This is a genomic window from Pseudomonas grandcourensis (assembly GCF_039909015.1).
Classification (GTDB): domain Bacteria; phylum Pseudomonadota; class Gammaproteobacteria; order Pseudomonadales; family Pseudomonadaceae; genus Aquipseudomonas; species Aquipseudomonas grandcourensis.
On sequence record NZ_CP150919.1, the window covers coordinates 2515781 to 2542000 of the forward strand.

The window sequence follows — 26220 nt, forward strand, 5'->3', positions numbered from 1 at the left end:
TCAGGGAGCGGCACGGTCATGAGTCGAGTACCGACGGCGGGCGGGGATCTTCCTGGCGGGTTGATTCTGGTGGTTGAGGACGACCCGCTTATCCTGGAGTTTCTCTGTGAGATTCTTCAGGAGGAAGGTTTTGTCGTCGAGCCGCAAATCAGTGCGGACGCGGCAGCGATCTATCTGGAACAGCATGCGCCGCAGGTGCATATGCTGCTGACAGACATCACCATGCCCGGCACGCTCAATGGCGCGGACCTGGCCAACCAGTTCGGCGATCGCTGGCCGGACAAGCCGATCATGATCATGTCCGGTTTCGAAACCCCTGAAAGCGCAGGCGTGCGGCACGCGGTCTCGTTCATCAAGAAGCCCTGGATGATTGGCGGGCTGCTCGATTGCGTGGGCCAGACCTTCAAGTCCAAACGATTCAACTGACCGGCGCGCAGATGCTACATTGCCGGGCAAATCCGTCCGGCACCCGCGAGGTTCGTTTCCTTGTCCGATCACCCTGTTTTCAACTCGACTTACCGTGCCTTTCTGTTCGACATGGACGGTACCGTCCTGACCTCCATTGCCGCCGCCGAGCGGGTCTGGACCACCTGGGCGGTGCGCCATGGTGTCGATGTCGAGACCTTCCTGCCGACCATTCATGGTGCCCGCGCCATCGACACCATCAGGCGCCTGGGCTTGCCCGGGGTGGATGCCGAGGCGGAAGCCGCGTGGATTACCGAAGCGGAAATCGACGACGTCGACGGGGTGTTGGAGGTGGCTGGCGCGGCGAAGTTCTTGCGGTCCTTGCCGGCCGGCCAATGGGCCATCGTCACTTCCGCCCCGCGGGAACTGGCGTTGCGGCGGATGGCGGCAGCGGGGATTCCCGAGCCTGCCGTCATGATCACCGCCGAGGATGTGACCGCCGGTAAACCGGACCCCGCGGGTTACCGCCTCGCGGCCCGACGCCTGGGTGTCGAGCCTGGGCAGTGCCTGGTTTTTGAAGACGCCACGGTGGGGATTCTGGCGGCCGAGGCGGCGGGGGCGGACTTGATGATTGTCACGGCGACCCATGAGCAGCCGATCGAGACGCCGCATGCGACGTTGGCAAGCTATGAGTCGGTGCGGGTTCTGGTGGAAGCCGAAGGTCTGCGTCTGCACGCCGTCTAATGTTGGATCAGTGTTCCTGTCAGTAAAGCCCGGGGATCAACCGCCAACTGCGGGCGCAATAGGCGTCGTATTCACTGCCGAACTGCGCCCTCAGCAAGGCTTCTTCCGAGTGAATGCGCGCGATCAGCGGGATCAGCGTCAGCGCTACCAATATCAGCCCGACAGCAGAACGAAAGGCCAGTGCCCAACCCAGGCCGATGACCATCATCCCCAGATAGCTGGGGTTGCGCAGGTTGCGGTAGATCCCCTCGGTGACCAGTCTATGCCCCGGCTGAATCGCCACCAGCCCGCTGAAGCGCTTGCCCAGCACAAACACCGGCCACAACCGCAGTGCCCCGCCCAGGATGAACAACAGTGCGCCGAGCCAGCGCACGCCTTCACCGCCAAACGTCCAGAAATCGATGCGGTCGGTATAGGCCGGCAGAAAGCCGCTCAGCAACCCGATCACGCCGAAAGCCGGGAGGACCCAGCGGTTGGCCCGGTCTTCGCGTTCCCCCGAACTCAGGTTGACCTCGGTGAACAGAGAAGCGACAGCCATGATCAGGGTGGCCAGGGCAACGACGACCAGTGAGCCGTGGCTGAAATAGGCTATGAAACCACCCAGCCCCCAGATCGCCAGGGCGAGGTAGGCGAGGGTGCTGACGACGGCGAAAAACGCCAGTTTGGCCGAAATTTTCATGGTGCCTCCAAAAGTAACCTCCATCAGGTTCAGTGTAGATACCGATGCTTCCCACGCTGAGCGGGGGAGCGATCAAGGCACCTCTGCTCGCGCATTGCGCCGAATCACCTGCGGCGGTTGCCCGAACACCCGCAGGAAGGTTTCGCGCATGCGCCGACGGTCGGCGAACCCGGTTTCCAGGGCGATCTGGTCGAGTGTCAGGCGTCCGCGTTCGAGCATCTGTCGCGCCGCTTCCAGGCGCAGGTTTTCGACGGCCTTGGCCGGCGATTGCCCGGTTTCGGCGCGAAACGCCCGGCTGAATTGCCGGGGGCTGAGGTTGGCCACTTGCGCCAGTTGCTCCACCGAAAGGGTCTGGGCCAGGTGTTCCCGGGCGTAGCCGAGCACGGTCTGGATGCGATCGGATTTCGGCTCCAGCTCCAGCAGCGCCGAGTGCTGCGACTGACCGCCCGCGCGGCGGTGGTACATCACCAGTTTCTGCGCCACGGCCCGGGCCAGCTCGGCGCCGTGGTCCTTTTCCACCATGGCCAGGGCGAGGTCGATGCCCGCCGTCATGCCGGCGGAGGTCCAGATCGAGCCATCGATCACGTAGATGCGATCGGCCTCGACCTTGATCGCCGGAAACCGCGCCTGCAGTTCCCGGGCGTAGGCCCAGTGGGTGGTGGCTCGCCGTCCATCGAGCAAGCCGGCCTGGGCCATGACGAACGCCCCGGAACAGATCGACGCCGTACGGCGAGCAGTGTTGATGCTGGCCCGCAGGTAATCCAGTACGACCTCGGGGGCCTGTTCGACGATGGAGTCGCCACCGACCACGATCACCGTGTCGAACACGCGCCCGTCGAATGCCTCGGTACCGACACTCAGGCCGCCGGAGGCGCGCAGGTTGTGACCGTTTTCGGACAGCACGCGCACGTCATACAGCGTCTCGTTAGCACTGAAATTGGCGTATTCGAACACCGGCATGGCGGCCAGCGCCATGGACTGGAAACCCTCGAAAACCACGAACGCCACGCTGATCATGGATCTGTCCTCAAACAGTGATGTCCTGAAAACGTACTTTAAACGTCATTTGAGACGGGCGTAAGTCCCTTTATAACGGTGTGCACCCGGCGAATCTCTCGCCTCACCGTAGAGGAATTGCACCATGGCGCTTTCATCCAAAGGCACTGCACTGATCACCGGCGCTTCTTCGGGCATCGGCGCGGTGTATGCCGACCGCCTGGCCCGACAGGGTTACGACCTGATTCTGGTGGCCCGCAGCCAGGGCAAGCTCAATGCCCTGGCCAACCAATTGAGCGACGAAACCGGGCGCACCGTGGAGGTGGTGGCCGCCGACCTGACGAACAAGGCGGATGCGCTGCGGGTCGAACAGATCCTGCAAAACGACGCCAGCATCACCTTGTTGGTCAACAACGCCGGAGTCGGTGCCGTCATGCCGCTGCTCGGCAGTCCCGTGGATGACATGGAGGCGATGATCAACCTCAACGTGACGGCGTTGATGCGCCTGGCCTATGCCGCCGTACCCGGCTTCGTCGCCCGGGGCGCCGGTACCGTGATCAACATCGCCTCCATCGTCGCCATCGCCCCGGAAATCCTCAACGGCGTGTACGGCGGGACCAAGGCGTTCGTCTTGAGCCTGAGCCAGTCGATGCAGCATGAACTGGCGGACAAAGGCCTGCGCATCCAGGCGGTGTTGCCGGGGGCGACCGCGACCGATTTCTGGAGCGAGGCCGGCAACCCGGTGGAAAACCTGCCGAAGGACATCGTGATGTCCGCCGAAGAGATGGTCGATGCCGCGCTCGTTGGCCTGGCGGCTGGCGAAGTGGTAACCATTCCCGGGCTGCACGACGGCAGCCAGTGGGATCGTTACGAGGCCCAGCGCAAGACGTTGTCCGGGTTGTTTGGCAATAGCGTGGCGGCGCCGCGTTATCGCTGAGACGGTCACCCCGAGGCCGGGTGAACTAAACTTGCATGAGAGGACCGTTCACCGCTGGCTCGTTGACCTGTTCGGCGAGCCGGTGGCGTGTAACAGGAGCCGACATGCTTCACATCCGAACGCCTTTGATCCTGCACCCTGGCCTCTCGACCCCGACCCGCCGTATCTGGCTGAAACTGGAAAACCTGCAACCCAGCGGCTCGTTCAAATTACGCGGCATGGGCTTGCTGTGCAGCCGGGCTCAGCAGCAGGGCAAGCGCAAGGTGGTCTGTCCCTCCGCCGGGAACGCGGGACTGGCCACGGCCATGGCCGCTGCGTGCCTGGGGCTCAAGGCATGCATCGTGGTACCGCACACCACCCCGCAAAGCACCCGGACGCGGATCAGCAATACCGGCGCCGAGGTGATCGTGCACGGCAAGGTCTGGGACGAAGCCAATCAACGGGCACAGGAACTCGCCCAGGACCCGCGCAGTGAATTCGTGCCGGCCTTCGACCACCCGCTGTTGTGGGAAGGGCACAGCACCATGGTCGATGAAATCCTTGAAGACTGCCCGCCAGTGGATGTGCTGGTGACATCGGTGGGCGGCGGTGGCTTGCTGGCGGGGCTGCTCACCGGACTGATTCGTCATCGGCACACCGATTGCCGCATCGTAGCCTGCGAAACCGAAGGCGCGGCGTCGTTCGCCGCGGCGGTGGCGGCCGGGCACCCGGTCAAACTGGCGAAAATCGACACCGTCGCTACCTCCCTGGGCGCCGCGCAAGTGGCCGCCTGGCCGGTCAGGCACATCGGCGATTTCCCCTATGAGTGCGTGGTGCTCAGTGATGATGAGGCGATCATGGGCGTGGTGCGTTACGCCAATGATTTGCGACAGCTGGTCGAACCAGCGTGCGGGGTTTCATTGGCGATTGCCTACCTGGATCACCCGGCGATTGCCGACGCCCGTGACGTGGTGATCGTGGTGTGCGGCGGGGTAAGTATCAATGCGCAGCTCGTGGCCGGGTGGGCACGCTTGTCCGCAGGCACACGCGCCGGGTAGGGCCGGAAACGCTATCCCGGTGTCACAAGCCCTACCGCTGGCGATGACGATCTTCAGTGATCGGCGGCAACGCCTTCCTGGACGAGAATGGCGCGGGCCAGGTCTTCGTCGCTTGCGTTGTTGAGGGCAGGATTGTCCTGACGGATCTTTTTCAACACCGCCTCCAGGTAAGCACCACGAATCGCACCGCCACTGGCGACGAAACTGGATGCGTCATCCCGGGCGGGAATCATGAGTTTGTGGTCTTTGAACGTCGAGTACAGCGAGGCGGAAACCCCGGCTGAGGTGGCGACATCTTCGGCATCCACTTTGGCCATAGCCGAGCCGAAGGGCAAACAAAGTACCAGGGAAGAAAGGATAAATATGCGGCGCATGACGGTGTCCTCCGACAGCATGAAGCATAAGGGAAGTACCACATAGTTTAGGATGCGTGGCGGTCGCCGAGAGTTCCCTGGCATTAGCGAGGAGCGGGGTGAGAGGGAGGCAAGGTCGTTGAACATCGATATTCAAAGTGTGGTGATCGGGGCCGGTGTCGTCGGATTGGCAGTGGCCAGGGCCCTGGCCATGAGCGGTCGGGAAGTGCTGGTGGTCGAGGCCGGCGGGGGCATCGGCACGGGCATCAGCTCGCGTAACTCGGAAGTGATTCACGCCGGCATCTATTACCCGGGCGGCAGCCTCAAGGCGCGGTTGTGCGTGGAAGGCAAGCAGCGCCTCTACGCGTACTGCGATGAGCACGGTGTCGATTACCGGCGCGTGGGCAAGCTGATCGTGGCCACCGATGAGCCGCAGCGCGCGGCTTTGCAGCGTCTGTTGCAGCAGGGGCGTGTCAATGGTGTCGATGACCTGCAATGGCTGGACGGCCCGCAGGTCCGGGAGCTTGAACCGGCGTTGTCCTGCGTCGCGGCGCTGTGGTCGCGGTCTACCGGCATAGTCGACTCCCACGGGCTGATGCTGGCGCTGCTGGGCGATGCCGAGAGGTTTGGCGCGACGCTGGCCTTGCACACGCCGCTGCTGTCGGCCCGTTGCATCGAACAGGGTTTCGAGGTGCACATGGGCGGCAGTCAACCCATGACGTTGTGCTGCCGCGAATTGATCAACTGCGCGGGGCTGTCCGCTCCCGAGGTGGCGAGCAGCATCGTCGGTCTGCCGGGGCCATTCATTCCCCGGGCGCATTTGTGCAAGGGCAGTTACTTCAATTTCAGTGGCCGGGCACCGTTTCGCCACCTGGTGTATCCGGCCCCGGAGAACGCGGGGCTGGGTGTGCACATGACGCTGGACCTGGGCGGGCAGGCGCGCTTCGGACCGGATGTCGAATGGGTCGAGCACATTGATTACCGTGTCGAGCCCCGCCGGGCGGAGGGGTTCTATCAGGCGATCCGCCGCTATTGGCCGGGCTTGCCGGACAACAGCCTGCAACCGGCCTACAGCGGCATTCGCCCGAAAATCAGCGGGCCGACTGAGCCGGCTGCCGACTTTCTCATCAGCGCTCGCGCCGAACATGGCGTGCCGGGGCTGGTGAATCTGTTCGGCATCGAATCACCGGGGCTGACCAGTTGCCTGGCGCTCGCCGAACTCGTGGTGAAACACCTGGCCGACCGATGATCAGGGCTGGCGCTGCGTTGCGGTTATCGGGGCTATGCTAGGGGGTGCGCTTACCGCCATCGGAGAACTCTGATGATCACCGTACGCACTGCCTGCCTGCTGGCCGATTACAAACGCTGGGCCAATCAGCGCCTTTTTGACAGCCTCGCGGCGCTCCCTCCGGGCGAAGTCAAAAAAGAACGGGTGTCAGTGTTCAAAAACATGATCGGCACCCTCAATCACGTCTACGTGGTCGATTGCATCTGGCAGGCGCACCTCGAAGGCCGGGGGCATGGCTTCAAGACCTCCCACGACCTGCTGCACGCCGACCTGTCCGAACTGCGCATGGCGCAAAAAGCCATCGATCGCTGGTACTGCGACTGGAGCGCCCGGCAAACCGACGCCTCCCTGGACAAGCTCCTGGAATTCACCTTTGTCTCAGGCGAAAGCGGCACCATGAGCGCCGGCGCGATGCTGATGCACGTGGTCAACCACGCCAGCTATCACCGTGGCTGGGTGGTGCAGATGTACTTCGAGATTCCGGCCATGCCACCGGTGACCGACATGCCGGTGTATTTGCGCGAGTCAGAACCGGTGGTTTTGCAGTCGATCAATGCGCCGATAGTGGCGCCGCCCTGTGCCGTGCAGTTTTCCAGTGCGACCAGTGTTTTGCCGAATCGATATCGTTGAACTCCGGTTCAGACTATCGACGGGGCCAACAGCACTGTATCGAAAGGTGGAACGCCGGATCGCACCCTGTATCTCGAGAGCTGACAGGTAGGCCACACTCGGATACATCTGGCGAGGGAGCAATTTCCTCCTCCGCAGTAAGGTCTGCAGCTTTCATGAAGTAGCACTGGCAGCCGTTAAACAATCCCTTCAAGACGAGTGAGCAGCCCCTTGGCCCGGGCTGCCGCTACACTCTTCCCGATCCTTTTGCGCGGCGTCCGGGCGCACTCCGTTATCCCCTCATTGGAGCTTGAGCATGAAAATCGATTTGAGCGCAAAACTCGCAATCGTCAGCGGCAGCACCGCCGGCATTGGCCTGGGCATCAGCAAGGCACTGGCCGAGGCAGGCGCCACGGTGGTGGTGATCGGCCGCGACACGGCCAAGGTCGAGCAGGCAATGGCGAGCATTCGCCAGCGTGTTCCTGCAGCGCAATTGCGTGGGGTGACCGCCGACCTCGGCACCGCCGAAGGCGCCGAAAGATTGTTCGCCGCCGAACCTCGGGCGGACATCCTGGTGAACAACCTAGGGATCTTCAACACGGTGGATTTCTTCGACGCCCCGGACAGTGAGTGGACACGCTTCTACGAGGTCAACGTGATCTCCGGCGTGCGCCTGTCCCGGCATTACACACCGGACATGGTCAAACAGGGTTGGGGGCGGGTGATCTTCCTGTCTTCGGAATCCGGCGTGGCGACCCCGGCGGACATGATCAACTACGGCGTGACCAAAAGCGCCAACCTGGCGGTGTCCCATGGCCTGGCCAAACGCCTGGCCGGCACCGGCGTGACGGTCAATGCGATCCTGCCAGGCCCGACCTTTACCGATGGCCTTGAAGACATGCTCAAGGACGCCACGGCCGAATCCGGACGCAGCGCCCGGGACGAAGCCGATGCGTTCGTGCGCAAGGCCCGGCCGACGTCGATCATCCAGCGCGTGGCGGATGTCGAAGAAGTCGCCAATCTGGTGGCCTACATCGCTTCGCCGTTATCCTCGGCCACCACCGGAGCTGCCTTGCGGGTCGACGGCGGTGTCGTCGACAGCCTGGCCATCTGAACCCAAAAAATTTTGAGAGAGCACCCGACATGGCAACTGCATCAGCAACGATCGAAGTCCCGGCCTCGGCCGATCAGGTCTGGCAATTGATTGGCGGATTCAACTCGCTGCCGGACTGGATTCCGTTCATTCCCAAAAGCGAACTGAGCGAAGGCGGGCGGGTACGCCGGCTGGAAACCAGCGATGGCACGGTGGTGGTCGAGCGTTTGCAAGTGTTCGACAACGCAGCGAAAACCTACAGTTACTCGTTTGTGCATTCGCCATTTCCGGTGACTGATTATTTGGCGACGATCAAGGTTGAAGCGCTTGGCGAGCGTGCGCGGGTAACCTGGTCGGGCCGGTTTGAACCGGTTGGCGTGAGTGATGGGGAAGTGGAAGCGTTGTTTGCGGGGGTGTATCAGGGTGGGATTGAAGCGCTGCGGGCCAAATACCCGGCCTGACAGTCACGACACCAACTCCTGTGGGAGCGAGCTTGCTCGCGATGACGGTGTATCAGGTAAAAATGTATCGCCTGACACTCCGCTATCGCGAGCAAGCTCGCTCCCACAAGGGATCTAATGGTTCTTGAGGCAGTGTCAGGCCTGGGTAATCAAGCCTTCCTGGCAGTCCAGCACCAGCCGCGCGCCACCCAGTTCGCTGCTGCCCACTTCCAGGGTAAACCCGTGCAGGCTGACAATCGCCGCGACGATGGATAGCCCCAGCCCGAAGCCGCTTTTGTGATTGCCCGCCTCGGCGCGATAGAAGCGCTGGAACACCGCTTCCCGTTCCGCCTCGGGAATGCCCGGGCCGGAATCGAGCACTTCGATCCGCGTGTGCCCGCCATCATTGACCCCGCGCAGGATTACCGCGCCACCGGGCGGGGTGAATTTGATCGAGTTGCTGAGCAGGTTCGCCACCGCTTCGAACATCAGCGCGCGGTCGCCATTGAGGGGCGGCAATGACGCGGGCAGGTGCAACTGGAACACCAGGCCGTCGTCTTCCGCCAGGGGCAGGTAGAACTCATGCAGTTCTTGCAGCAACGCCACCGGGTCCAGTTGCACGAAGCCGGAGCGACGCTGGCGGTCTTCCAGTTCGGAGATCCGCAGCAACCCGCGAAAACGCGCCATCAGCGTATCGGCCTCGGCCAGCACCAGGTCCAGTTGCATGGCCTGTGGCGAGCCTTCGCCGGCTTGCTGTTGCATGCGGTAAAGCTGCGCGCGCAGACGGGTCAGGGGCGTGCGCAGGTCATGGGCGATGTTGTCGCACACGCCCTTGACCTCGTTCATCAAGCGCTCGATGCGTTCGAGCATGGCGTTGACGATGGCGGCGAGCATGTCCAGTTCGTCACGCCGATTGGACAGCGGCAAGCGCCGGCTCAGGTCACCGGCGACGATGGCTTCGGCACTGGCCTGAATCCCGCGAATGCGTCGCAATGGGCGCCGGCGCAGCAAATACCAGCCGACGATGCCCGGCACGATGGTCAGGGTCATCCCCCAGAACAAGGCGTGAAGGATGATCCGGGTCACGGCGAACAACGAACCGTTGTCGCGCACCAGCACCAGCCAGCGGCCGTCCAGGGTGCGGGTTGCCACGGCATCGCAGCTGTCGGTGGGCAGCGTCTGTTCGTCGTTGTCGTCGGAGGCATCGCAATCGCGCAGCATGTGGATCTTGCCATCGAGCGGCAAACCGTCGGGAATGTAGCGCAGGGCGCCGCTGAGGTAATGTTGCCGGGCATCGAACAGGCCGTAGGCGTCGATGCCGCGGATGTCGAAGGTCATGCTGACGGCGAGGGCGTCCACCAGTTGCTCGCCCGAGAAGCGCGAAAACAGGTGCTGGCGTTGCATCAGCGAATGCTTGGCCAGGTTGTCCAGGTAAGCGGAAACCTCGTAGTACATGACCCCCATGAGAATCCCGCTCCAGATCACGAACAGCGAACTGTAGAGCGCCAGCAGACGGCTGCTGGAAGAACGCCAGCCTTTAGACGGGTTCGGCAATGACATAACCCGAGCCTCGCACGGTCCGAATCAATGGGGCATTGCCAGGCGGGTCGATCTTCTTGCGCAGACGGCCGATGTGTACGTCGATCAGGTTGGTGCCGGGGTCGAAGTGGTAACCCCAGACTTCCTCGAAAATCATCATCCGCGAGAGGATTTGCCCGGTATTGCGCATCAGGAATTCCAGCAGTTTGTATTCGGTGGGCAATAGCGTCAGCAGTTGACCGTCGCGGCTGGCTTCGTGGCTGATCAGGTTCAGCTCCAGATCGGCCACCCGCAACGTGGTGGCCTCGGCGGTCACGGTGTTCTGCCGGCGCAGCAGGACTTCGACCCGGGCGGCCATTTCATCGGTGGCGAAGGGTTTGGTCAGGTAGTCGTCGCCACCGGCGCGCAGACCGCGCACGCGCTCATCGACGTCGGACAGGGCGCTGATCATCAGGATCGGCGTAGCCACGCCCATGGTCCGCAGGGTGGTGACGATTGCCAGGCCATCGAGCTCGGGCAGCATGCGGTCGAGGGTGATCAGGTCGTAGTTGCCGCTGACCGCTCGCTCCAGCCCTTCGCGGCCATTGTCGACCCAGTCGACGTCGAGGCCGTGGCTACTCAGTTCGGCGACAATTTCCCGGGCGGTCACGGCGTCGTCTTCGATGGTCAAGATGCGGGTCATAGGGCTGGCCTGATTAAATGTTCACAACGTTGTGCGGCATTTTGCCAAGAAATGATCGCAGGCTTTCTAAATAAAAGTTCATGGACATTCCGGGTTTCGGTCAAAGCATAAAAACCGCCGAGCAAGCCCGCTGCCACAAGAGAACGCAATCCCCTGTGGGAGCGAGCCTGCTCGCGAAGACGGTAGGTCAGGCGAAGCGAATCCAACTATTCGATCGGCGTATCCACAAACACCTCAAGCCCTTCGGCATACGCAGTGAATGCGGCAATCCGCGGAAACTGCGCCGCACTCACCTGATCCGGCACCACCAGGTTGGTAAAACTCCAGGCTACGGCGAGGGTAATGCCATCCTGCTCAAGCGAACCGTCAGTTTTCAGCGGCTGCTTATCCAGCTCTCGCTCCAGTCCCGAATAGGCTGCCGTCAGCTGTCCTTCGACCCGCTGCACCCAAGGTTCGAATTGAATCTCCGTCGGCCGCAGGTTGCGCTCGTAGTAAAGCTGCACGGATTTTTCGCTGGCGGCCAGGGCCAGGCCGATCAGGCGCAACGCGCGCAGGCGCTGACCCGGCTGGATGGGCATGAGGCTGTTGCCGGCCAGGGTTTCGAGGTAGTCGATGATCAGCGTCGAGTCCATCAACACCTCACCGTCATCCAGCACCAGGGTAGGCGCCTTGACTACCGGGTTGATCTGCTGGAATTGTTCGAAGTGGCGGAACACCGAGACCGATCGGTGTTCCAGCGCGATTCCCAGGCATTTGGCAGAAATGGCGGCGCGCCTGACATAGGGCGAGTCCAGCATACCGATCAGCTTCATGGTCCTTTCCTTTATATGGCCATTTCGGGAGGGACAACCTTAGCTGAGGTTCGCGGCCCTGCAAATGACCGTGAATAATGCCCGGTGCCAGCCGTTTGTCTTCTATATACAGCCGCTCGATTGAATTTCTTGCTATAAACGCACTCCGATTACCGCCTCAAAGCCTGCCTTAGAGCATTTTCAGGGCTTTGTCGGACAAATTCGCAGTCTTTTCAGTTGCTGAGGCCTCAAGTCGGCCGTAGACTGCCGCCCCTCGTAAATTGAGTGCCGGGTGGCGCTTGGAACAAACGGCGCCTTTCCGATTGGCCTGACCAGGTCTGCCGGAACGCTCCCTTATTCGCCTTAATGCACGTTTTTTTATAGAGATATCAATGACAAAGGACAAGTTGCTGGCCATGCCGGCGGATGACTACATGAATGCCGAGCAACATGCTTTTTTCTCCGAGCTGTTGCAGAACATGAAAGTCGAAACCCATGAGCGCATCGAACAGAACCGCATCGCCATCGAAAGCCTGGACACCCCGGCCGATCCGGCAGACGCGGCTTCGGTCGAAGAAGAGCGCACCTGGCTGGTGAACGCGATCGATCGCGACCAGCGCATGTTGCCTCAGTTGGAACAAGCCCTTGAGCGCATCAAGGAAGACAGCTTCGGCTGGTGCGACGACAGCGGCGAGGCGATTGGCCTCAAGCGCCTGCTGATCAGCCCGACCACCAAGTACTGCATCGAAGCTCAGGAACGTCACGAGCAAATCGACAAGCACCAGCGTCAGGCCTGATTCTGCGAGGCAGTCCATCAAGATGGGCTGCCTTTGAAAAGATCGCAGCCTGCGACAGCTCCTACGCAATTGAAGTAGGGCGCTGCTGCAGGCTGCGATCTTTGTTTTCTGCCGTCTTCGATTTCCCGATTCTTCTATTGATCTGCTGCAACGTTCGCGACTAAAGGCTCATGGATAATGGCTTTATGGTGGCGTTTAATGCGAAGACAACAATTAGAAGCTTTACGGGGTGACGATGATGACAAGAGACGGGTCTCTGGTTGCGGCAGTGCCCGCACCCGTGCTGTTGCCGAAAAACCGCTGGCTGACGCCAACGCTGCAAAGCATCGCCCTGATGCTGTTGTTATGTGGCATGACGTTGGGCGGATGGTCGCTCTACCTTGGCCTGCCCCTGGCCGTATTGATTGTCTGGCTGCCTCGCCTGCGTTCGCGCGCGATCCCTGAGGCTGCTGCCCCCGCCAACCCCGATGCCATCGGCGAGTTGACCCGCGATCTTTCCTGCACCACCAGCCATAACGCACTGTCGGCCGCCGGTGTGGCGTTTTCGGTTCGGCAACTGGCGGACAAATTGCAATCGCAGCTCACGGCGGCGGCACAGATCGTCAGCAATGCCGAGGTCATGATCACCACCGAACAGGCCACCTCGACCCTCAGTCGCCAGGCGCTCAGTGCTGCCAGCGAAGCTCATCAAAGCGGAGTGGTCGGGCGTACGGAATTGATCGAGTCCATCGCGCGCATGCATCAGCTCAGCCAGCGGGCCAGCAACAGTCGTGAACTGATCGAAGCCTTGAGCCTGCGCAGCGATGATATCCAGCGGGTGACCCTGGTGATTCAATCCATCGCCAGCCAGACCAATCTGTTGGCGTTGAACGCAGCGATAGAAGCGGCGCGGGCGGGGGAGCACGGTCGCGGGTTTGCCGTGGTGGCCGATGAAGTTCGCGGGCTCGCCGCACGCACGGCGACCGCCACGGGGGAGGTGGGGGAAATGGTGGCCGACATCCAGCATCGCACGGCACAGGTGGTGGAGCAGATCCGACAACTGTCCAGCGATCTTGACTCCGGTGTCGAGCAGGTCGAGCGTACGGGGCAGCACCTGGAGAACATTGCCCGACTGGCGGCCAGCGTCGAGTCCCAGGTCGGAGCAATCGCCCAAGGGGCAGACACTAACCGCGTACAACTCGACAGCCTGTTTCACGCCATCGAACAGATGCGCAGCGATCTGGTGGTCAGCGACCAGCAGACTCAGCGTCTGGCCCAGGCGGCGGTGCAAATGGAAGGGCAGGCCGAAACCATCAGTGAGCGTCTTGCCGAAGTGGGGCTGGATGACTATCACCAGCGGATCTATGACCTGGCCCGGGACGCCGCGGGCCAGATTACAGCGCGTTTCGAAGCGGATATCGATGCCGGTCGAATCAGTCTCGACGATCTGTTCGACCGCAATTACCAGGCCATCCCCGATACCAGCCCGGCCAAGTACCAGACGCGTTTCGACCGCTACACTGATCAGGTTTTGCCAGCGATTCAAGAACCGTTGTTACCGCGTCACGAAGGATTGGTGTTCGCCATCGCCTGCACCCAACAGGGTTATGTGCCGACCCATAACAAGGTGTTCAGCCAGCCGTTGACGGGAGATGTGCAGGTCGATGCCTTGCAGAACCGGACCAAACGCAAGTTCGCCGATCGCACCGGGATCCGCTGCGGCAGCCATCAGAAGGCCGTGCTGCTGCAAACCTATACCCGTGATACTGGCGAGTTGATGCACGATCTTTCGGTGCCGATCATGCTCAAGGGCCGGCATTGGGGTGGTTTGCGCCTGGGCTACAAGCCGGAAAAGCCGCGTTAGAAACGTTGGACTGCCGGGCGATTATTGCAAATTCTGCAATTAAGCTGTGCAGGGTTTTGCTGTTTCCTCGCCGGAAAACTAATTAACATACCTACTAATTAGGTTGCTAATTAAATTGGAGGGGTCAGCATGCAAGGCAAGGTTGATGTCGCGGTCATGATCGGCAGCGGAGTGCCTGCCTATCTTCGCTCCATGGGACGCAAGGTTTGCTGGGTCGTGTTGCTCAATGGCGAGCGCCGGGGCACGGCGTTCTCCAGTCGCGACGAAGCGGAGGAGTGCAAGGCTGCCTGGCTGGCGCAATTGAGCGTCGAGAGCCCTGGCAGCCTGCATTGAGGTGGTCAGTGGGTCTGGTGCATGCGCAGGTTCAGGTCGTCGACCACCCGCGCCCAGTCAGCGTCTTCGCGCAGTTGTTCCTTGAGGAAGCCGGCCTGTTGCGGTGACCAGAACTCGGCGTCGATGAGTTTCTTGTCGCCAGGCAGGGAATGGCCGGCAATGAAGCCGTCGATCGCCTTCTGGCTGGAGTCCAGGCCGAGTTGGTCGAACAGGCCTTTCAAGTCGTGGGTCGGTGATTCCATCTTCATCTCCTTGCAGGTCATCAGTCGGGTCGAGGGACGAGGCGCACCCTGGATTCGAGGGCGCCGCACCGGTGGAGTTCGATCACGATGTTCAAGTGCAACAATGAGCATAGACCGCCAACCCGACCATCAGGCTTTCAATGCGCCCGCATCGACCGCGGCCTTGAGTTCCCGGGCCGATTCCTGGGCCGCGATGGCGGCGACATCCGGGGTTTTGAACCAGCGATCCTTTTCGACCTGGTGATAGGTCACGGTCTTGAGCGGTGGTTTGGCGCGCATGATAATCACGGCCTGGAATTCACCCTCGACTTCTCTGGCTTCACCCCGGATAAAAAACTCGCCGATATCAAATTCCGTCACGTTGCAGACTTCCCCTGGAAATACATTGTTGTTGTCAACGCAACCCGATTTTCTGCGGATCCGTTTTATTGGGCTGGCAGTATGGCAGTAGTTGCCCGTCGACGGCTGAGATAAGTCGGCGGGCAGACGAAACGTCGATGGACGCGAGCGCGGTGGGATGTCAACCGTGTGACTCAAGAAACCGGGCGAGGGCACAGGCTTCGTTATGATTGGCTCGGAAACCTCTTACACAGCCTGTAGAAATATCCTTAATGTGAAAGAAAGCAATGCCTGCCATTACCACCTGAAATCGCGGGCGGTTTGGGGCATCGTAAGCCGGTTCATGGAGGCAGAGCCGTGTCGGGTGCGGGGTTGGTGCTGTTTTCGAGGCAGGCGCCAAGGGGTAAGCAAAGTGTGTCAGCGTGCACATATGAAGTCCTTTTCATTGTTTTACCGACGTATGTACGTCGTTTTGGCTAGTCGCCAAGAGCATCGCTGCTCTAGAATCACCCTCACTGGTGGGTGAATGATGTTTATCTAAAGCAATTTTTTGCGGACGATATGTAGGAAAAGTTTTTTTCTCGATGAGATTTTTCCCCGATGTTGATAGTCCATAATTTTCTGGCAGCAGGAAGGGTGTTTTCCTTCAGCCTGTGACGAACACCAGTCAGGACGACGCGAGTGACGTTCCAGTAGTCTTCTCAAGCTTCGTGATGAATGAGTGCACTGCTCATTCAGGACTTCAACCCGGGTTCTTTGGCTACACCTTCGGCATTGCCGCTTTTTGGCTGTGCGTTCATTTTTCGCGCACGGCACCATTATTCAGATGTGGGGATGTTTCCTTGGCAGTAAGTAATCTCGATATGCATGCTTTGTTCGTGCTGGGTGATTTGCGCGCAAAGCTGGTCAAGCAGTTTCAGTCACGTTTCGTTTACATCACCGAACAGAACGCTGAAGGCATCTACATTGCCGAAATCGACACCGAGTCAGCCTTGGTGGTGGATGACAAGCCCGGACTCAAGCTCAAGGTCGGCGATCATTTCAGCGCGTCCGTGCTACCCAGTCGCGAAGGCGGCAAGCTGGACATCAAGTTCCGCGACATCAAGCTGACGGTTTACGGAATAGGCGACTACGCCTTCGTGACCACTGCCGACGGTCAGGGGGTCGTGTTCAAGGAAGGGCACAGCGTGGTGATGGTGTTCGCTGCCCATCAACAGTTGCAGGAAGGCCTGACCAAGACCCTCAAGGCCGTGACCGCCAAGGCGGCCAAGTGGCGCAAAGGAGAGCTGGTGACCTTCAAGGCCAGCGAGTGATGACCCTGACCCGCGCCGATTTCCACGAACAGAACCTGACCAGCGCTCAAGACGAAGCGCGGCGGCTGCTCGGGCAGAAGACCATTCTGCAAGGAGCCTGGCTGAACTGGGTGGCGTCACAGCTTTACCAACTGCAACCGGCGGAGTACGCCAGCATGGTCAGGCGAGAGCTGATGGGTTTGCAGGAAACATCCGAAAACTGATCCACGCACCTCGAAAGCAGGAACCTCTACTACAGTCATTGGACTGAGTATTCAGAGGCTTCGCGGTCTACTGCCAGGCCATCCTGCTATTGCTGTGAACAGCACGAGGTGCAAAAGCATGAACGGATTTCGACGGTTGCTGGCTGCGGTCCTGGCCACTTTCGGTTTGCTGGCGACACCCGTCCCGGTGTCTGCCGCCCAGAAGCCGATCCACTTCGCCGACCTGAACTGGGAAAGCGGCAGCCTGATCACCGATGTCCTGCGCATCATTGTCGAGAAGGGCTACGGGCTGCCGACCGACACCTTGCCGGGCACCACCATCACCCTGGAAACCGCGCTGGCCAACAATGACATCCAGGTCATTGGCGAAGAGTGGGCCGGTCGCAGCCCGGTGTGGGTCAAGGCGGAAGCCGAAGGCAAGGTCGTCAGCCTCGGCGACACGGTCAAGGGCGCTACCGAAGGCTGGTGGGTGCCGGAGTATGTGATCAAGGGCGACCCGGCCAAGGGCATCAAGGCGCTGGCGCCGGACCTGCGCAGTGTCAGCGACCTGCCAAAATACAAAGACGTGTTCAAGGATCCGGAAGCCCCGACCAAGGGACGTTTCCTCAACAGCCCCATCGGCTGGACCTCGGAAGTGGTCAACAAGCAGAAGCTCAAGGCGTACGGGCTGGACGATAGCTACGTAAACTTCCGCAGCGGTTCGGGGGCGGCACTGGATGCCGAGATCAGTTCGTCAATTCATCGTGGCAAGCCGGTGCTGTTTTACTACTGGTCGCCCACGCCGTTGCTCGGCCGCTTCAAGCTGATCCAGCTCGAAGAGCCGCCGTTCGACGCCGAAGCCTGGAAGACCCTGACCGACGCCGACAACCCCAATCCACAGCCGACCCGTTCCCTGGCCTCCAAGCTGTCGATCGGTGTGTCCACCCCTTTTCAGAAGCAATATCCGCAGATTGCCGAGTTCTTTGCCAAGGTCGAGTTTCCGATCGACCCCCTGAACAAGGCGCTGGCCGAGATGAGCGAGAAACATACTCCACCGCGCCAGGCGGCAGAGGCGTTCATGAAGGCCCATCCCGACGTCTGGCGGGCCTGGCTGCCCAAGGACGTAGCGGATAAAGTCTCGGCCGGAATGTGAGCTGGTGCCGGTATGAGCATTTGGTCTTGCACGCGGCCGCGCACTTCAGGAAAAGCCGACTAGCCTGTTCTGTTCATATCCCTTTCAAGGATTCCTGAACCATGACCCTGTTGTTGGCTCAGTCGCTGGTGACGATCTTCGCCGTGATCAGTCTGGTGCATGTCTATTGGGCGTTGGGTGGCGAGTGGGCGGCGGTGGCGGCGGTGCCGCAAGTACCGCAGGAGGGCAGTACGCAACTGAGGCCGGCGTTCAAGCCACGAGGCTGGATCACCCTGGTGGTGGCCGGGCTGTTGCTGTTGATTGCCGTGCTGGTGTGCTTGCGGGTGGGGTGGTGCCTGCCACCCTTGCATCACTGGTCGTTGCAGTGGTTGATCAGCGCGATCGCGATTTTGCTGTTTGCCCGGGCCATTGGCGATTCGGAGCTGGTGGGTTTTTTCAAAGAGGTCAAAGGCTCGAAATTTGCCCGGCTCGACACCTGGGTTTACTCGCCGTTGTGTGTGGTGCTGGGGGCAGGGTTGTTGGCGGTGGCCTGGGTCTGAGACAGGCCGGTCCAGTCAATACAAATCCTTGGTCTAACTACCGCTCTCGGTCCGCCGGCTGCTCACCTCGGCCGGCACATCATCCCCGGCCATGCGTTTGCGAAACAGCGCCGCGCGGGCTAGCAGCAAGGTCGTCACCGGCACGGTAATCGCCAGCAGGATCGGAATCAGCCAGGCGTGCAATACCGGTGCGGACTTGAGCGCCGAAAAATAGATGATCGACGCCAGCGCCACGCACCAGGTCCCAAGGGTCGAGGCCAGGGCTGGTGGGTGCATGCGCTGGAAGTAGTCCTTCATGCGCAACAGGCCCGTGGCACCGATCAAGGCGAACAGACTGCCGAGCACCAGCAGGATCGCCACCGGGATCTCCACCCACAACGACAATGGCGTATTCATTCGATCACCTCGCCACGCAGCAGGAATTTCGCCAGGGCGAACGAGCCGACGAAACCGAACAGGGCGATCAGCAGCGCCGCCTCGAAGTAGGTGTCACTGGCATAGCGAATGCCCAACGCCAGCATCATCAGCATTGCGACGATGTACAGGTAGTCCAGCGCCAGGACCCGATCCTGGGCCGACGGCCCCTTGAACAGGCGGAGCAGGGTCAGGATCATCGCCAGGGAAAAGAAGAACAGGCTCAGCAGGATCGCGTTCGACAGCAAGGGGCTCATTCGAAGATCTCCATCAACGGACGTTCGTAGGTCGCCTTGAAGTGCTGGATGAACAGCGCCTCGTCGTCCAGGTCGAAGACGTGCAACAGCAGAATGCTGCGGTCCAGCGCCAGCTCCGACCAGACCGTACCGGGCACCACCGTGGTGATCATCGACAATGCGGCCAGGCCGTTGGCGTCACGCAAGTCCAGCGGCACCTTGATGAATTGCGAGCGAGGCGGGCGGCGACCGGCATTGAGCACGTTCCAGGCCACGGCGAGGTTGGACACCAGCACATCGCGCCCGACCAGCAGGACCAGGCGCAGGATCACCCAGGGGCGACGGATGCGCACCGGCAGCGGACGCAGCCTGCGCATCATCAATGGCGCACAGAAACCCAGCGCGGCACCCAGCAGCAGGTTGCCGGGGCTGATCGACAGGTTCAGCAGCAACCAAAGCAGCCACAGGGCCAGCGACAGCAAGGGTGCCGGAAACAGGCGCTTCATGGCTGCACCTCCTGCGGGGCCGCTGCGGCCGACGGGTTCGGTACGACGCGCGTGTCGAGCACCGCCATCACGTATTGCTGCGGGTTGTACAAGGCATCGGCGGCGGCCTGGGTGTAGCGCAGCAGCGGATCGGCCTTGAAGGTCAGCGCAATGCTCAAGCCCAGCAGGGCGAAGATCGGCACGCATTCCAGGCGTCGCAACAGGGGCGATGGTCGTTCCGCTGGCGTCCAGAACCGCTGGATGCCCAGGCGCGAGAATGCGATCAGCGACGCCAGCCCGGACACGATCAACAACACCAACAGGCCCCACGCGGCGTTGGAAACCGGTGTGTCGCCGCTGTTGCCCAGGCCGAGCGGATTGAGCAGGGCGCCGATCAACCCGAGTTTGCCGATAAAGCCGGAGAGCGGCGGCATGCCGATGATCAGCAAGGCGCAGGCGATGAAGCTCAGGCCGAGAAACGCCATGGTCCAGGGAATCACCTGGCCGACCACGGCTTTTTGGTCGTCATCGAGGTTGGTGCCTTTGGGCGGATGCAGGGATTCCAGTGGCCGCGGCAGCAGTTCGGCTTCATCTTCGAGCTGGATTTCGTTGGCCGAGCGTGAGCGCTCGATCAGTTCGGCCAGCAGGAACAGTGCGCTCAACGCCAGGGTGGAACTGAACAGGTAGAACAGCGCCGCGCCAACCAGGTTCGGTTGGGCGAAACCGATGGTCGACAACAGAATGCCCGCCGACACCAGGATGCTCAGGCTGGCCATGCGCTCCAGGCGTTGCGCGGCGAGGGTCGCAATGGCGGCGCAGACGATGGTCGCCATGCCGCCGTAGATCAGCCAGTCGCCGCCAAAGAACGCCGATGCCCCGGCCTGGGCGGAGAACAACAGCGTCCACAGGCGCAGCAAGGTGTACACGCCGACCTTGGTCATGATCGCGAACATTGCCGCCACCGGCGCGCTGGCCGACGAATAGGCCGGCACCAGCCAGAAGTTCAGCGGCCACATGCCGGCCTTGGCCAGGAACGCGATGGCCAGAATCCCTGCGCCGGCGTGAAGCAAGCCGCGATCAGCTTCGGACACCAGCGGGATTTTTACCGCCAGGTCGGCCATGTTCAGCGTGCCGGTGACCCCATAGATCAGCGCCGCGCCAATCAGGAACAGCGACGAGGCCAACAGATTGATCGAGATGTAATGCAGCCCCGACGACACCCGCGCCCGGCCTGAGCCGTGGAGCATCAACCCGTAGGACGCGGCCAGCAACACTTCGAAGAACACGAACAGGTTGAACAGGTCGGCGGTGAGGAATGCGCCGTAAAGGCCCATCAACTGGATCTGGAACAGCGCGTGAAAACTCGAACCGGCGCTGTCCCAGCGGGCCATGGCGAACAGCAGGGCACTGACGCCGATGATACCGGTCAGCACCAGCATCAGCGCCGACAGGCGATCGACCACCAGCACCAGGCCGAACGGCACTTGCCAGTTGCTCGGCAGGTACACACCGATAGAACCGGGCACGCCGGTGGTCTGTGTCCATTGCAACAACGCCACGGCAATGCCCAGCCCGAGCAGGCTGGAGAACAGATTGATCTTCGCCTTGAGCGGGCGGTGCTTCTCGCCGAGCATCAGCATGATCGCAGCGGTCAGCAATGGCAGCAGAATAGGCGCGACGATCAGGTGAGTCATCGCCATCATTCCTTGGGCTCCCGGCCATCCACATGGTCGGTGCCGGTCAGGCCCCGGGAGGCCAGCAGCACCACCAGGAACAACGCGGTCATGGCGAAGCTGATGACGATCGCCGTCAGCACCAGGGCTTGCGGCAACGGGTCGGTGTAGTGCAACAGATCCTGCGGCACGCCGTCCTTGATGATCGGTTCCTTGCCGATGAACAGGCTGCCCATGCTGAAGATGAACAGATTGACGCCGTAGGACAGCAGGCACAGGCCCATGATCACCTGGAACGTCCGTGGGCGCAGGATCAGCCAGACGCCGGACGCGGCCAGTACGCCGATGGCGATTGCGATGACTTCTTCCATCAGACGGCTCCTTTGGCGGCAACGGATCTGGGCTGGGCGGCGGTTTTGTGGCCGCGCACCGATTGGTGGGCGAGGGCGGTGAGGATCAACAGAGTCGAGCCGACGACCACGCCGTACACACCGATGTCGAAGAACAGCGCGCTGGCCAGGTGAATGTCACCCAGCAGCGGCAACGAGAAATGCCAGGTGTGGGTGGTCAGGAACGGATAGCCGGCGACCATCGCGCCCAGGCCCGTGGCCGTGGCAATCATCAGGCCCGTGCCCATCCAGCGCAGCGGCCGCAGGCTCATTTGCGCCTCGACCCACTGCGTGCCGGCGACCATGTATTGCAGGATGAACGCCACCGACATCACCAGCCCGGCGACAAAACCGCCGCCCGGTTGATTGTGCCCGCGCATGAACAGGTAGAACGACACCACCAGCGCCACCGGCAACAGCAGGCGCACCAGCACCGCCGGCACCATCATGAAGCCGAGGGCGGTGTCGCTGGCGTGGCGCGGGTTGACCAGGTCGGTGACCACGTCCGGCGCGAGCAGGCGTTGCTGGGCCGGTAACTGAAGGCTTTCTTTCGGTGGGCGGAAGCGGCGTAGCAGTGCATACACGGTCAGGGCCACGGCGACCAGTACGGTGATTTCACCGAGGGTGTCGAAGCCACGGAAATCCACCAGCATCACGTTGACCACATTGCTGCCGCCGCCTTCGGGCAAGGCACGGCTGAGGTAGAACGAGGAAATATCGTTGGGGGTCTGGCGCGTCAGCATGGCGTAGGCCAGCAACGCCATGCCGACACCGACCGAGGTCGACAGCAGCAAGTCGCGGATACGTCGTACCCGCGCCCGGCGCAGACTGCCCGGCAACGGCGAGACCTCCTCGATCCGCCGTGGCAGCCAGCGCAGGCCCAGCAGGATCAGCACCGTGGTCACCACTTCGACCGCCAGTTGGGTCAGGGCCAGGTCCGGCGCGGAAAACCAGACGAAGGTGATACAGGTCATCAGGCCGCAGACGCTGACCATGGTCAGGGCTGCGAGGCGGTGATACTTGGCCTGATAGGCCGCGCCAAGGGCGCAGGCGATGGCCAGCAACCACAAGGTGACAAACACGATCGACCCGGGGATTTTCGGCCGGTCACCCCAGTGAAGGCTGCTGTGCAACATGGGAATCAACCCGGCCAGCACGGCGGCGAGCACCACCAGGAACAGCTGCATTTGCAGGCGTTTGGTGCCAATCCGCGGTTCCAGGCGCCGGGCCAGGCGCATGATGGCGACCAGCGCGTATTCGAACAGGTGCTTGCCGTCCAGGCGACCGATGACGGGCGGACGGTTGAAGCGCCCGCGCTTGAATTGATTGCGCAGCAACAGATAGAGCACGGTGCCGCAGGACAATGCGATCAGGCTCATGATCATCGGTGCGTTCAGGCCGTGCCAGATGGCCAGGCTGTACTCGGGCAGCGTACCGCCAACCACCGGTTGCGCCGCCGCCGCGAGCAGCGGGCCGACTATCTGGGCCGGGAAGATCCCCACCAGCAGGCAAGTGAACACCAGCAATTCCACCGGCGCGCGCATCCAGCGCGGTGGCTCGTGGGGCGTGTGGGGCAAGTCGGTCGCGGGCGGACCGAAGAACACATCCACGGTGAAACGCAGGGAGTAAGCGACGCTGAAGGTACCGGCAATGGTTGCCACGATCGGCAAGCTCAGTTCGACCCAGCGCGTGGCATTGATGAACACGGTTTCGGCGAAGAACATCTCTTTGGACAGGAAGCCGTTGAGCAACGGCACGCCGGCCATCGAAGCGCTGGCGACCATGGCCAGGGTCGCGGTAAACGGCATCAGCTTGTACAGGCCGCTGAGTTTGCGGATATCGCGGGTGCCGCTTTCGTGGTCGATGATGCCGGCGGCCATGAACAACGAGGCCTTGAACGTCGCGTGGTTGAGAATGTGGAACACTGCGGCGACGGCAGCCAGCGGGCTGTTCAGGCCGAGCAACAGGGTGATCAGGCCGAGGTGGCTGATGGTCGAGTAGGCCAGCAAGCCCTTGAGGTCGTTCTGGAACATCGCGCAGTACGCCCCGAGCAACAGGGTGCAGGCACCGGCGCCGCTGACGATGTAGAACCATTCTTCACTGCCGGAAAGCGAAGGCCATAGCCGCGCGAGCAGGAAGACACCGGCCTTGACCATGGTCGCCGAGTGCAAATACGCCGACACGGGCGTCGGCGCGGCCATGGCGTGGGGCAGCCAGAAGTGAAAGGGAAATTGCGCACTTTTGCTCAGGGCGCCGATCAGGATCAGGGGTAATAGAATCGGGTAGAGGACATGGGCGCGAATCAGATCGCCGGTGGCCAGGACCTTGTCCAGGTCATAGCTGCCGACCACATGGCCGAGCAGCATGACCCCCGCCAGCAGGCACAAACCGCCCGCACCGGTCACCATCAGCGCCATGTAGGCACCGCGGCGGGCATCGGCGCGATGGTGCCAGTAGCCGATCAACAGGAACGAAAACAGGCTGGTCAGTTCCCAGAAAAACACGATCTGGATCAGGTTGCCGGAGATCACCAGGCCCAGCATGGCGCCCATGAAGGCCAGGAAAAACGCGAAGAATCGCGGCACCGGATCGTTCGGCGACATATAGTAGCGGGCGTACAAGGAAACCAGGGTGCCGATGCCCAGCACCAGCATGGAGAACAGCCAGGCGAAACCGTCCATGCGCAGGATGAAGTTCAGGCCCAGGCTGGGCAGCCAGGAAAACTCTTCGCGAATGACGCCGCCATCGGCGATCTGCGGGTACAGGAAGGCGACCTGAAGGGTGCCGATCAGGGCGATCAGACCAGCCAGCAGGGATTCGGCGTTACGGGCATTGTGCGGCAACACGGCCGCCAAACAGCTGCCTATGAAAGGCAGAAGCAGTAGAACTATCAGGGACATAGGCTTCTAATCTGCGGAAGTTTGTGAAGCATCATACGTGCCAGCTCCCGGATCACCAAACGCCAAGCTGTCGCAGAATCCTACACGGTAGACGGAAAAGCCCTGGTTCACATTGTTTCAGAGAAAGGTTGGGGAGCCAGTTCCTGCCCCATCGCGAGCCTGCTCGCGATGGAGGCCTATCTGGCAACGCAAAGTTTGCGGCTTATCACTGTGTTTCCTGCTCCAGCTCTTCCTCAGCCGCAGCCTTGCCCTTGGTCTTCAACTCACTGACTATCACCGCCGCCACAATCAAACCGGCCCCGACCAGGGCAATCGCCGGCAAGCGTTCCCCGGCAAGACGCCCGACAATCCCGGCCCATACCGGTTCGCCGGCATAGATCAGCGTGGCGCGGGTCGGTGACACGCTTTTCTGCGCCCAGTTCATCGCCACCTGAATCGCCGCGCTCGCCGCTCCAAGACCCAGCGCGCTGCACAGCAGCAACCAGGAGAAGTCCGGAATCGCCTCGTTGGTCGGCACCACCATCAGGAACGACAGCGCCGAAGTGACCGCCAGTTGCACCACCGTCACCCGGCGTACATCGACCTGGCCGGCATAGGTGCTGATCAGGATGATCTCCGCCGCAATGGCCACGGCGCTGATCAAGGTGGCGATTTCACCGGGGCTGAAATTGAACGACGCACCGGACGGCCCGGACAGCAGCATCAACCCGGTAAAGGCCAGCATGATGCCGATGCTCGGCATCAACCCCGGACGCCGCCCCAGCACCAGCCATTGCAACAACGGCACAAACGGGACGTACAGCGCGGTAATAAATGCCGATTGGCTGCTGGGAATACTCTGCAACCCGACTGTCTGCAAGCCGTAGCCGAGCATGATTGCCACGCCGATAAACGACCCGGCCTTGAGTTCGAACAGGGTCAGGTCGCGCAGGTGACGCCAGGAAAACAGGGCGACGATGCTCGCGGCGGCGGCAAAGCGCAGGCCGACGAAAAACATCGGGCCGCTGACGGTCATCGCATGCTGTACCAGCAGGAAGGTGCCGCCCCAAACCATGGTGATCAGCACCAGCACGCATTCGGCCTTGCTGAACCTTGTAAAACGGGAGGAAGCCTTTGGGGAGTTCACCGACGTCATGACCTTGCACGCTACTGGAGGGGGACGCACAATGCGTCGAATGTTGCGCAGTATACTGCCCAACCCCACTAAGTGAGCAATATAGTGCACAAAGATTCTACCCAACGGGCATCGGTCCTCCAGCACGTCAGTCAAAATGTCCGCCGTTTGCGTCATGCCGCCGACTTGAGCCAGACGGCGCTGGCAGAAAAGTCCGGTGTCAGCCGTCGAATGCTGGTGGCGATCGAGGCTGGGGAAAAGAACGTCAGCCTGACCACCCTCGACCGCGTCGCCGAAGCCCTCGACGTCGCCTTCAGTGATTTGATCCAGGCGCCCGACGCCCGGGATCCCAGCCGTATCAATGAGCTGGCCTGGACCGGCACGATTCCCGGCAGCAGGGCGGTGTTGCTCTCCAAGGCCCAGGCCAGCCGCGAAGTCGAGCAGTGGGAGTGGTGCCTGCAGCCGGGCGAGGTGTATCCGTCGGAGCCGGACGCCGATGGCTGGAGCGAGCAGATTTATGTCTTCGAAGGTTGCCTGACCGTTATGCTGGGCGACCAGCCGCAGAGTATCGCGGCGGGTGAATTCTTCATGTTCGCCAGCAACCAGCCGCACTGTTATCGCAATGACGGGGCGGTGGCGGCGAAGTTTGTGCGTAATGTGGTGATCTGAACAGGG

The 26220-nt window shown here is 61.6% G+C and carries 32 protein-coding genes; 16 read left to right on the plus strand and 16 right to left on the minus strand.

The features are described 5' to 3' along the window. Positions 1-18 precede the first annotated feature (18 nt). Positions 19-426 (plus strand): response regulator, encoded by a 408-nt coding sequence (locus AABM52_RS11270; RefSeq protein WP_347911818.1) that lies wholly within the window; start codon positions 19-21, stop codon positions 424-426. Positions 427-486: 60 nt separating this feature from the next. Continuing rightward, positions 487-1149 (plus strand): HAD-IA family hydrolase, encoded by a 663-nt coding sequence (locus AABM52_RS11275; protein ID WP_347911820.1) that lies wholly within the window; start codon positions 487-489, stop codon positions 1147-1149. 19 nt (positions 1150-1168) lie between these two features. Here AABM52_RS11275 and AABM52_RS11280 read toward each other — a convergent pair whose 3' ends face one another. Together AABM52_RS11280 and AABM52_RS11285 are read right to left on the minus strand one after the other, a co-directional pair. Next, positions 1169-1828, minus strand: a complete 660-nt coding sequence (locus tag AABM52_RS11280) for an isoprenylcysteine carboxylmethyltransferase family protein (RefSeq protein WP_347911821.1) — start codon at positions 1826-1828, stop codon at positions 1169-1171. Between the two features lie 72 nt (positions 1829-1900). Beyond that, positions 1901-2845, minus strand: coding sequence for a GlxA family transcriptional regulator (locus tag AABM52_RS11285; RefSeq protein ID WP_347911822.1), 945 nt, complete (start codon positions 2843-2845; stop codon positions 1901-1903). A 124-nt stretch (positions 2846-2969) separates the two neighbouring features. Between AABM52_RS11285 and AABM52_RS11290 the strand changes: the two genes are divergently transcribed. Both AABM52_RS11290 and AABM52_RS11295 read left to right on the plus strand, forming a co-directional pair. Beyond that, the gene (locus tag AABM52_RS11290) at positions 2970-3761 is read left to right on the plus strand and encodes an SDR family oxidoreductase (RefSeq protein WP_347911823.1); all 792 of its coding nucleotides are present in this window, start codon (positions 2970-2972) and stop codon (positions 3759-3761) included. 104 nt (positions 3762-3865) lie between these two features. Next, complete coding sequence (locus tag AABM52_RS11295; RefSeq protein WP_347911824.1) at positions 3866-4798, plus strand: pyridoxal-phosphate dependent enzyme; 933 nt, start codon at positions 3866-3868, stop codon at positions 4796-4798. A 53-nt stretch (positions 4799-4851) separates the two neighbouring features. On the opposite strand, the gene AABM52_RS11300 is transcribed toward AABM52_RS11295, so the two are convergent. Beyond that, positions 4852-5172, minus strand: coding sequence for a DUF2388 domain-containing protein (locus tag AABM52_RS11300; RefSeq protein ID WP_347911825.1), 321 nt, complete (start codon positions 5170-5172; stop codon positions 4852-4854). A gap of 118 nt (positions 5173-5290) precedes the next feature. On the opposite strand from AABM52_RS11300, the gene AABM52_RS11305 reads away from it, so the two are divergent. The 4 genes from AABM52_RS11305 to AABM52_RS11320 all read left to right on the plus strand — a co-directional run bounded on the left by AABM52_RS11305 (position 5291) and on the right by AABM52_RS11320 (position 8602). Further along, positions 5291-6400 carry an NAD(P)/FAD-dependent oxidoreductase gene (locus AABM52_RS11305; protein ID WP_347911826.1) on the plus strand — a complete coding sequence of 370 codons (1110 nt, stop codon included), beginning with the start codon at positions 5291-5293 and terminating at the stop codon, positions 6398-6400. 72 nt (positions 6401-6472) lie between these two features. Then, the gene (locus AABM52_RS11310) at positions 6473-7069 is read left to right on the plus strand and encodes a DinB family protein (RefSeq protein ID WP_347911827.1); all 597 of its coding nucleotides are present in this window, start codon (positions 6473-6475) and stop codon (positions 7067-7069) included. 295 nt (positions 7070-7364) lie between these two features. Beyond that, on the plus strand, positions 7365-8162 hold the full coding sequence (locus AABM52_RS11315) for an SDR family oxidoreductase (RefSeq protein WP_347911828.1): 798 nt from the start codon (positions 7365-7367) through the stop codon (positions 8160-8162). A gap of 29 nt (positions 8163-8191) precedes the next feature. Then, positions 8192-8602: an SRPBCC family protein gene (locus tag AABM52_RS11320; protein WP_223464459.1), complete on the plus strand. Its 411-nt coding sequence runs from the start codon at positions 8192-8194 to the stop codon at positions 8600-8602. A gap of 135 nt (positions 8603-8737) precedes the next feature. Here the strand turns inward: AABM52_RS11320 and AABM52_RS11325 are convergent, their stop codons facing one another. The 3 genes from AABM52_RS11325 to AABM52_RS11335 form a co-directional block, all read right to left on the minus strand. Further along, a complete protein-coding gene (locus tag AABM52_RS11325; protein ID WP_347911829.1) occupies positions 8738-10141 on the minus strand; it encodes a HAMP domain-containing sensor histidine kinase in 1404 nt (467 codons plus the stop codon). Continuing rightward, positions 10119-10802: a response regulator transcription factor gene (locus AABM52_RS11330; RefSeq protein ID WP_347911830.1), complete on the minus strand. Its 684-nt coding sequence runs from the start codon at positions 10800-10802 to the stop codon at positions 10119-10121. The genes AABM52_RS11325 and AABM52_RS11330 overlap by 23 nt, the downstream gene beginning before the upstream one ends. Positions 10803-11008: 206 nt before the next feature. After that, positions 11009-11614 carry a glutathione S-transferase gene (locus AABM52_RS11335; RefSeq protein WP_347911831.1) on the minus strand — a complete coding sequence of 202 codons (606 nt, stop codon included), beginning with the start codon at positions 11612-11614 and terminating at the stop codon, positions 11009-11011. Between the two features lie 371 nt (positions 11615-11985). On the opposite strand from AABM52_RS11335, the gene AABM52_RS11340 reads away from it, so the two are divergent. From AABM52_RS11340 to AABM52_RS11350, 3 genes are all read left to right on the plus strand, one after another. Continuing rightward, the gene (locus AABM52_RS11340; protein WP_007907888.1) at positions 11986-12390 is read left to right on the plus strand and encodes a TraR/DksA family transcriptional regulator; all 405 of its coding nucleotides are present in this window, start codon (positions 11986-11988) and stop codon (positions 12388-12390) included. A gap of 238 nt (positions 12391-12628) precedes the next feature. After that, the gene (locus AABM52_RS11345; protein WP_347912616.1) at positions 12629-14233 is read left to right on the plus strand and encodes a methyl-accepting chemotaxis protein; all 1605 of its coding nucleotides are present in this window, start codon (positions 12629-12631) and stop codon (positions 14231-14233) included. A gap of 129 nt (positions 14234-14362) precedes the next feature. Next, positions 14363-14566 (plus strand): hypothetical protein, encoded by a 204-nt coding sequence (locus AABM52_RS11350; RefSeq protein WP_347911832.1) that lies wholly within the window; start codon positions 14363-14365, stop codon positions 14564-14566. A gap of 5 nt (positions 14567-14571) precedes the next feature. Here the strand turns inward: AABM52_RS11350 and AABM52_RS11355 are convergent, their stop codons facing one another. The 3 genes from AABM52_RS11355 to AABM52_RS11365 form a co-directional block, all read right to left on the minus strand. Then, a complete protein-coding gene (locus tag AABM52_RS11355) occupies positions 14572-14808 on the minus strand; it encodes a DUF2789 domain-containing protein (protein ID WP_347911833.1) in 237 nt (78 codons plus the stop codon). A 129-nt stretch (positions 14809-14937) separates the two neighbouring features. After that, positions 14938-15168, minus strand: coding sequence for a hypothetical protein (locus AABM52_RS11360; RefSeq protein WP_347911834.1), 231 nt, complete (start codon positions 15166-15168; stop codon positions 14938-14940). Positions 15169-15328: 160 nt separating this feature from the next. Continuing rightward, the gene (locus AABM52_RS11365; RefSeq protein ID WP_347911835.1) at positions 15329-15577 is read right to left on the minus strand and encodes a hypothetical protein; all 249 of its coding nucleotides are present in this window, start codon (positions 15575-15577) and stop codon (positions 15329-15331) included. Between the two features lie 412 nt (positions 15578-15989). Here AABM52_RS11365 and AABM52_RS11370 point away from each other — a divergent pair, with 412 nt between their 5' ends. The 4 genes from AABM52_RS11370 (at position 15990) to AABM52_RS11385 (ending at position 18334) form a co-directional block, all read left to right on the plus strand. Further along, entirely contained in the window at positions 15990-16460 is a 471-nt protein-coding gene (locus tag AABM52_RS11370) for a hypothetical protein (RefSeq protein ID WP_218483702.1), read from the plus strand. After that, positions 16460-16663, plus strand: coding sequence for a hypothetical protein (locus AABM52_RS11375; protein ID WP_347911836.1), 204 nt, complete (start codon positions 16460-16462; stop codon positions 16661-16663). The genes AABM52_RS11370 and AABM52_RS11375 overlap by 1 nt, the downstream gene beginning before the upstream one ends. 118 nt (positions 16664-16781) lie before the next feature. Further along, the gene (locus tag AABM52_RS11380; protein ID WP_347911837.1) at positions 16782-17795 is read left to right on the plus strand and encodes a glycine betaine ABC transporter substrate-binding protein; all 1014 of its coding nucleotides are present in this window, start codon (positions 16782-16784) and stop codon (positions 17793-17795) included. A gap of 101 nt (positions 17796-17896) precedes the next feature. Continuing rightward, positions 17897-18334, plus strand: coding sequence for a DUF3995 domain-containing protein (locus AABM52_RS11385; protein WP_347911839.1), 438 nt, complete (start codon positions 17897-17899; stop codon positions 18332-18334). A 33-nt stretch (positions 18335-18367) separates the two neighbouring features. Here AABM52_RS11385 and AABM52_RS11390 read toward each other — a convergent pair whose 3' ends face one another. The 7 genes from AABM52_RS11390 to AABM52_RS11420 form a co-directional block, all read right to left on the minus strand. Next, positions 18368-18730: a Na+/H+ antiporter subunit G gene (locus tag AABM52_RS11390; protein ID WP_090456437.1), complete on the minus strand. Its 363-nt coding sequence runs from the start codon at positions 18728-18730 to the stop codon at positions 18368-18370. Beyond that, positions 18727-19005 carry a K+/H+ antiporter subunit F gene (locus AABM52_RS11395; protein WP_151215032.1) on the minus strand — a complete coding sequence of 93 codons (279 nt, stop codon included), beginning with the start codon at positions 19003-19005 and terminating at the stop codon, positions 18727-18729. Before AABM52_RS11395 ends, AABM52_RS11390 begins: the two co-directional genes overlap by 4 nt. Further along, a complete protein-coding gene (locus AABM52_RS11400; protein ID WP_347911840.1) occupies positions 19002-19490 on the minus strand; it encodes a Na+/H+ antiporter subunit E in 489 nt (162 codons plus the stop codon). The genes AABM52_RS11395 and AABM52_RS11400 overlap by 4 nt, the downstream gene beginning before the upstream one ends. After that, entirely contained in the window at positions 19487-21172 is a 1686-nt protein-coding gene (locus tag AABM52_RS11405; RefSeq protein WP_347911841.1) for a monovalent cation/H+ antiporter subunit D, read from the minus strand. The genes AABM52_RS11400 and AABM52_RS11405 overlap by 4 nt, the downstream gene beginning before the upstream one ends. Beyond that, positions 21169-21513, minus strand: coding sequence for a Na+/H+ antiporter subunit C (locus tag AABM52_RS11410; protein WP_166361673.1), 345 nt, complete (start codon positions 21511-21513; stop codon positions 21169-21171). Before AABM52_RS11410 ends, AABM52_RS11405 begins: the two co-directional genes overlap by 4 nt. Further along, complete coding sequence (locus AABM52_RS11415) at positions 21513-24431, minus strand: monovalent cation/H+ antiporter subunit A (RefSeq protein WP_347911842.1); 2919 nt, start codon at positions 24429-24431, stop codon at positions 21513-21515. The genes AABM52_RS11410 and AABM52_RS11415 overlap by 1 nt, the downstream gene beginning before the upstream one ends. A gap of 205 nt (positions 24432-24636) precedes the next feature. Continuing rightward, on the minus strand, positions 24637-25656 hold the full coding sequence (locus AABM52_RS11420; RefSeq protein WP_347911843.1) for a DMT family transporter: 1020 nt from the start codon (positions 25654-25656) through the stop codon (positions 24637-24639). Between AABM52_RS11420 and AABM52_RS11425 the strand changes: the two genes are divergently transcribed. Continuing rightward, on the plus strand, positions 25651-26214 hold the full coding sequence (locus tag AABM52_RS11425) for a helix-turn-helix domain-containing protein (protein ID WP_008052559.1): 564 nt from the start codon (positions 25651-25653) through the stop codon (positions 26212-26214). The genes AABM52_RS11420 and AABM52_RS11425 overlap by 6 nt on opposite strands. The last annotated feature ends 6 nt before the right edge of the window (positions 26215-26220 follow it).

Excerpts from the sequence above, each read along its gene's own strand:
- AABM52_RS11270 (WP_347911818.1), top strand. The coding sequence starts at position 19 with ATGAGTCGAGTACCGACGGCGGGCGGGGATCTTCCTGGCGGGTTGATT.
- AABM52_RS11405 (WP_347911841.1), bottom strand. The coding sequence starts at position 21,172 with ATGATGGCGATGACTCACCTGATCGTCGCGCCTATTCTGCTGCCATTG.
- AABM52_RS11410 (WP_166361673.1), bottom strand. The coding sequence starts at position 21,513 with ATGGAAGAAGTCATCGCAATCGCCATCGGCGTACTGGCCGCGTCCGGC.
- AABM52_RS11340 (WP_007907888.1), top strand. The coding sequence starts at position 11,986 with ATGACAAAGGACAAGTTGCTGGCCATGCCGGCGGATGACTACATGAAT.
- AABM52_RS11345 (WP_347912616.1), top strand. The coding sequence starts at position 12,629 with ATGACAAGAGACGGGTCTCTGGTTGCGGCAGTGCCCGCACCCGTGCTG.
- AABM52_RS11350 (WP_347911832.1), top strand. The coding sequence starts at position 14,363 with ATGCAAGGCAAGGTTGATGTCGCGGTCATGATCGGCAGCGGAGTGCCT.
- AABM52_RS11380 (WP_347911837.1), top strand. The coding sequence starts at position 16,782 with ATGAACGGATTTCGACGGTTGCTGGCTGCGGTCCTGGCCACTTTCGGT.
- AABM52_RS11365 (WP_347911835.1), bottom strand. The coding sequence starts at position 15,577 with ATGTGCACGCTGACACACTTTGCTTACCCCTTGGCGCCTGCCTCGAAA.
- AABM52_RS11400 (WP_347911840.1), bottom strand. The coding sequence starts at position 19,490 with ATGAAGCGCCTGTTTCCGGCACCCTTGCTGTCGCTGGCCCTGTGGCTG.
- AABM52_RS11300 (WP_347911825.1), bottom strand. The coding sequence starts at position 5,172 with ATGCGCCGCATATTTATCCTTTCTTCCCTGGTACTTTGTTTGCCCTTC.
- AABM52_RS11280 (WP_347911821.1), bottom strand. The coding sequence starts at position 1,828 with ATGAAAATTTCGGCCAAACTGGCGTTTTTCGCCGTCGTCAGCACCCTC.
- AABM52_RS11285 (WP_347911822.1), bottom strand. The coding sequence starts at position 2,845 with ATGATCAGCGTGGCGTTCGTGGTTTTCGAGGGTTTCCAGTCCATGGCG.
- AABM52_RS11310 (WP_347911827.1), top strand. The coding sequence starts at position 6,473 with ATGATCACCGTACGCACTGCCTGCCTGCTGGCCGATTACAAACGCTGG.
- AABM52_RS11385 (WP_347911839.1), top strand. The coding sequence starts at position 17,897 with ATGACCCTGTTGTTGGCTCAGTCGCTGGTGACGATCTTCGCCGTGATC.
- AABM52_RS11315 (WP_347911828.1), top strand. The coding sequence starts at position 7,365 with ATGAAAATCGATTTGAGCGCAAAACTCGCAATCGTCAGCGGCAGCACC.
- AABM52_RS11320 (WP_223464459.1), top strand. The coding sequence starts at position 8,192 with ATGGCAACTGCATCAGCAACGATCGAAGTCCCGGCCTCGGCCGATCAG.
- AABM52_RS11355 (WP_347911833.1), bottom strand. The coding sequence starts at position 14,808 with ATGGAATCACCGACCCACGACTTGAAAGGCCTGTTCGACCAACTCGGC.
- AABM52_RS11415 (WP_347911842.1), bottom strand. The coding sequence starts at position 24,431 with ATGTCCCTGATAGTTCTACTGCTTCTGCCTTTCATAGGCAGCTGTTTG.
- AABM52_RS11295 (WP_347911824.1), top strand. The coding sequence starts at position 3,866 with ATGCTTCACATCCGAACGCCTTTGATCCTGCACCCTGGCCTCTCGACC.
- AABM52_RS11335 (WP_347911831.1), bottom strand. The coding sequence starts at position 11,614 with ATGAAGCTGATCGGTATGCTGGACTCGCCCTATGTCAGGCGCGCCGCC.
- AABM52_RS11290 (WP_347911823.1), top strand. The coding sequence starts at position 2,970 with ATGGCGCTTTCATCCAAAGGCACTGCACTGATCACCGGCGCTTCTTCG.
- AABM52_RS11390 (WP_090456437.1), bottom strand. The coding sequence starts at position 18,730 with ATGAATACGCCATTGTCGTTGTGGGTGGAGATCCCGGTGGCGATCCTG.
- AABM52_RS11375 (WP_347911836.1), top strand. The coding sequence starts at position 16,460 with ATGACCCTGACCCGCGCCGATTTCCACGAACAGAACCTGACCAGCGCT.
- AABM52_RS11395 (WP_151215032.1), bottom strand. The coding sequence starts at position 19,005 with ATGAGCCCCTTGCTGTCGAACGCGATCCTGCTGAGCCTGTTCTTCTTT.
- AABM52_RS11325 (WP_347911829.1), bottom strand. The coding sequence starts at position 10,141 with ATGTCATTGCCGAACCCGTCTAAAGGCTGGCGTTCTTCCAGCAGCCGT.
- AABM52_RS11330 (WP_347911830.1), bottom strand. The coding sequence starts at position 10,802 with ATGACCCGCATCTTGACCATCGAAGACGACGCCGTGACCGCCCGGGAA.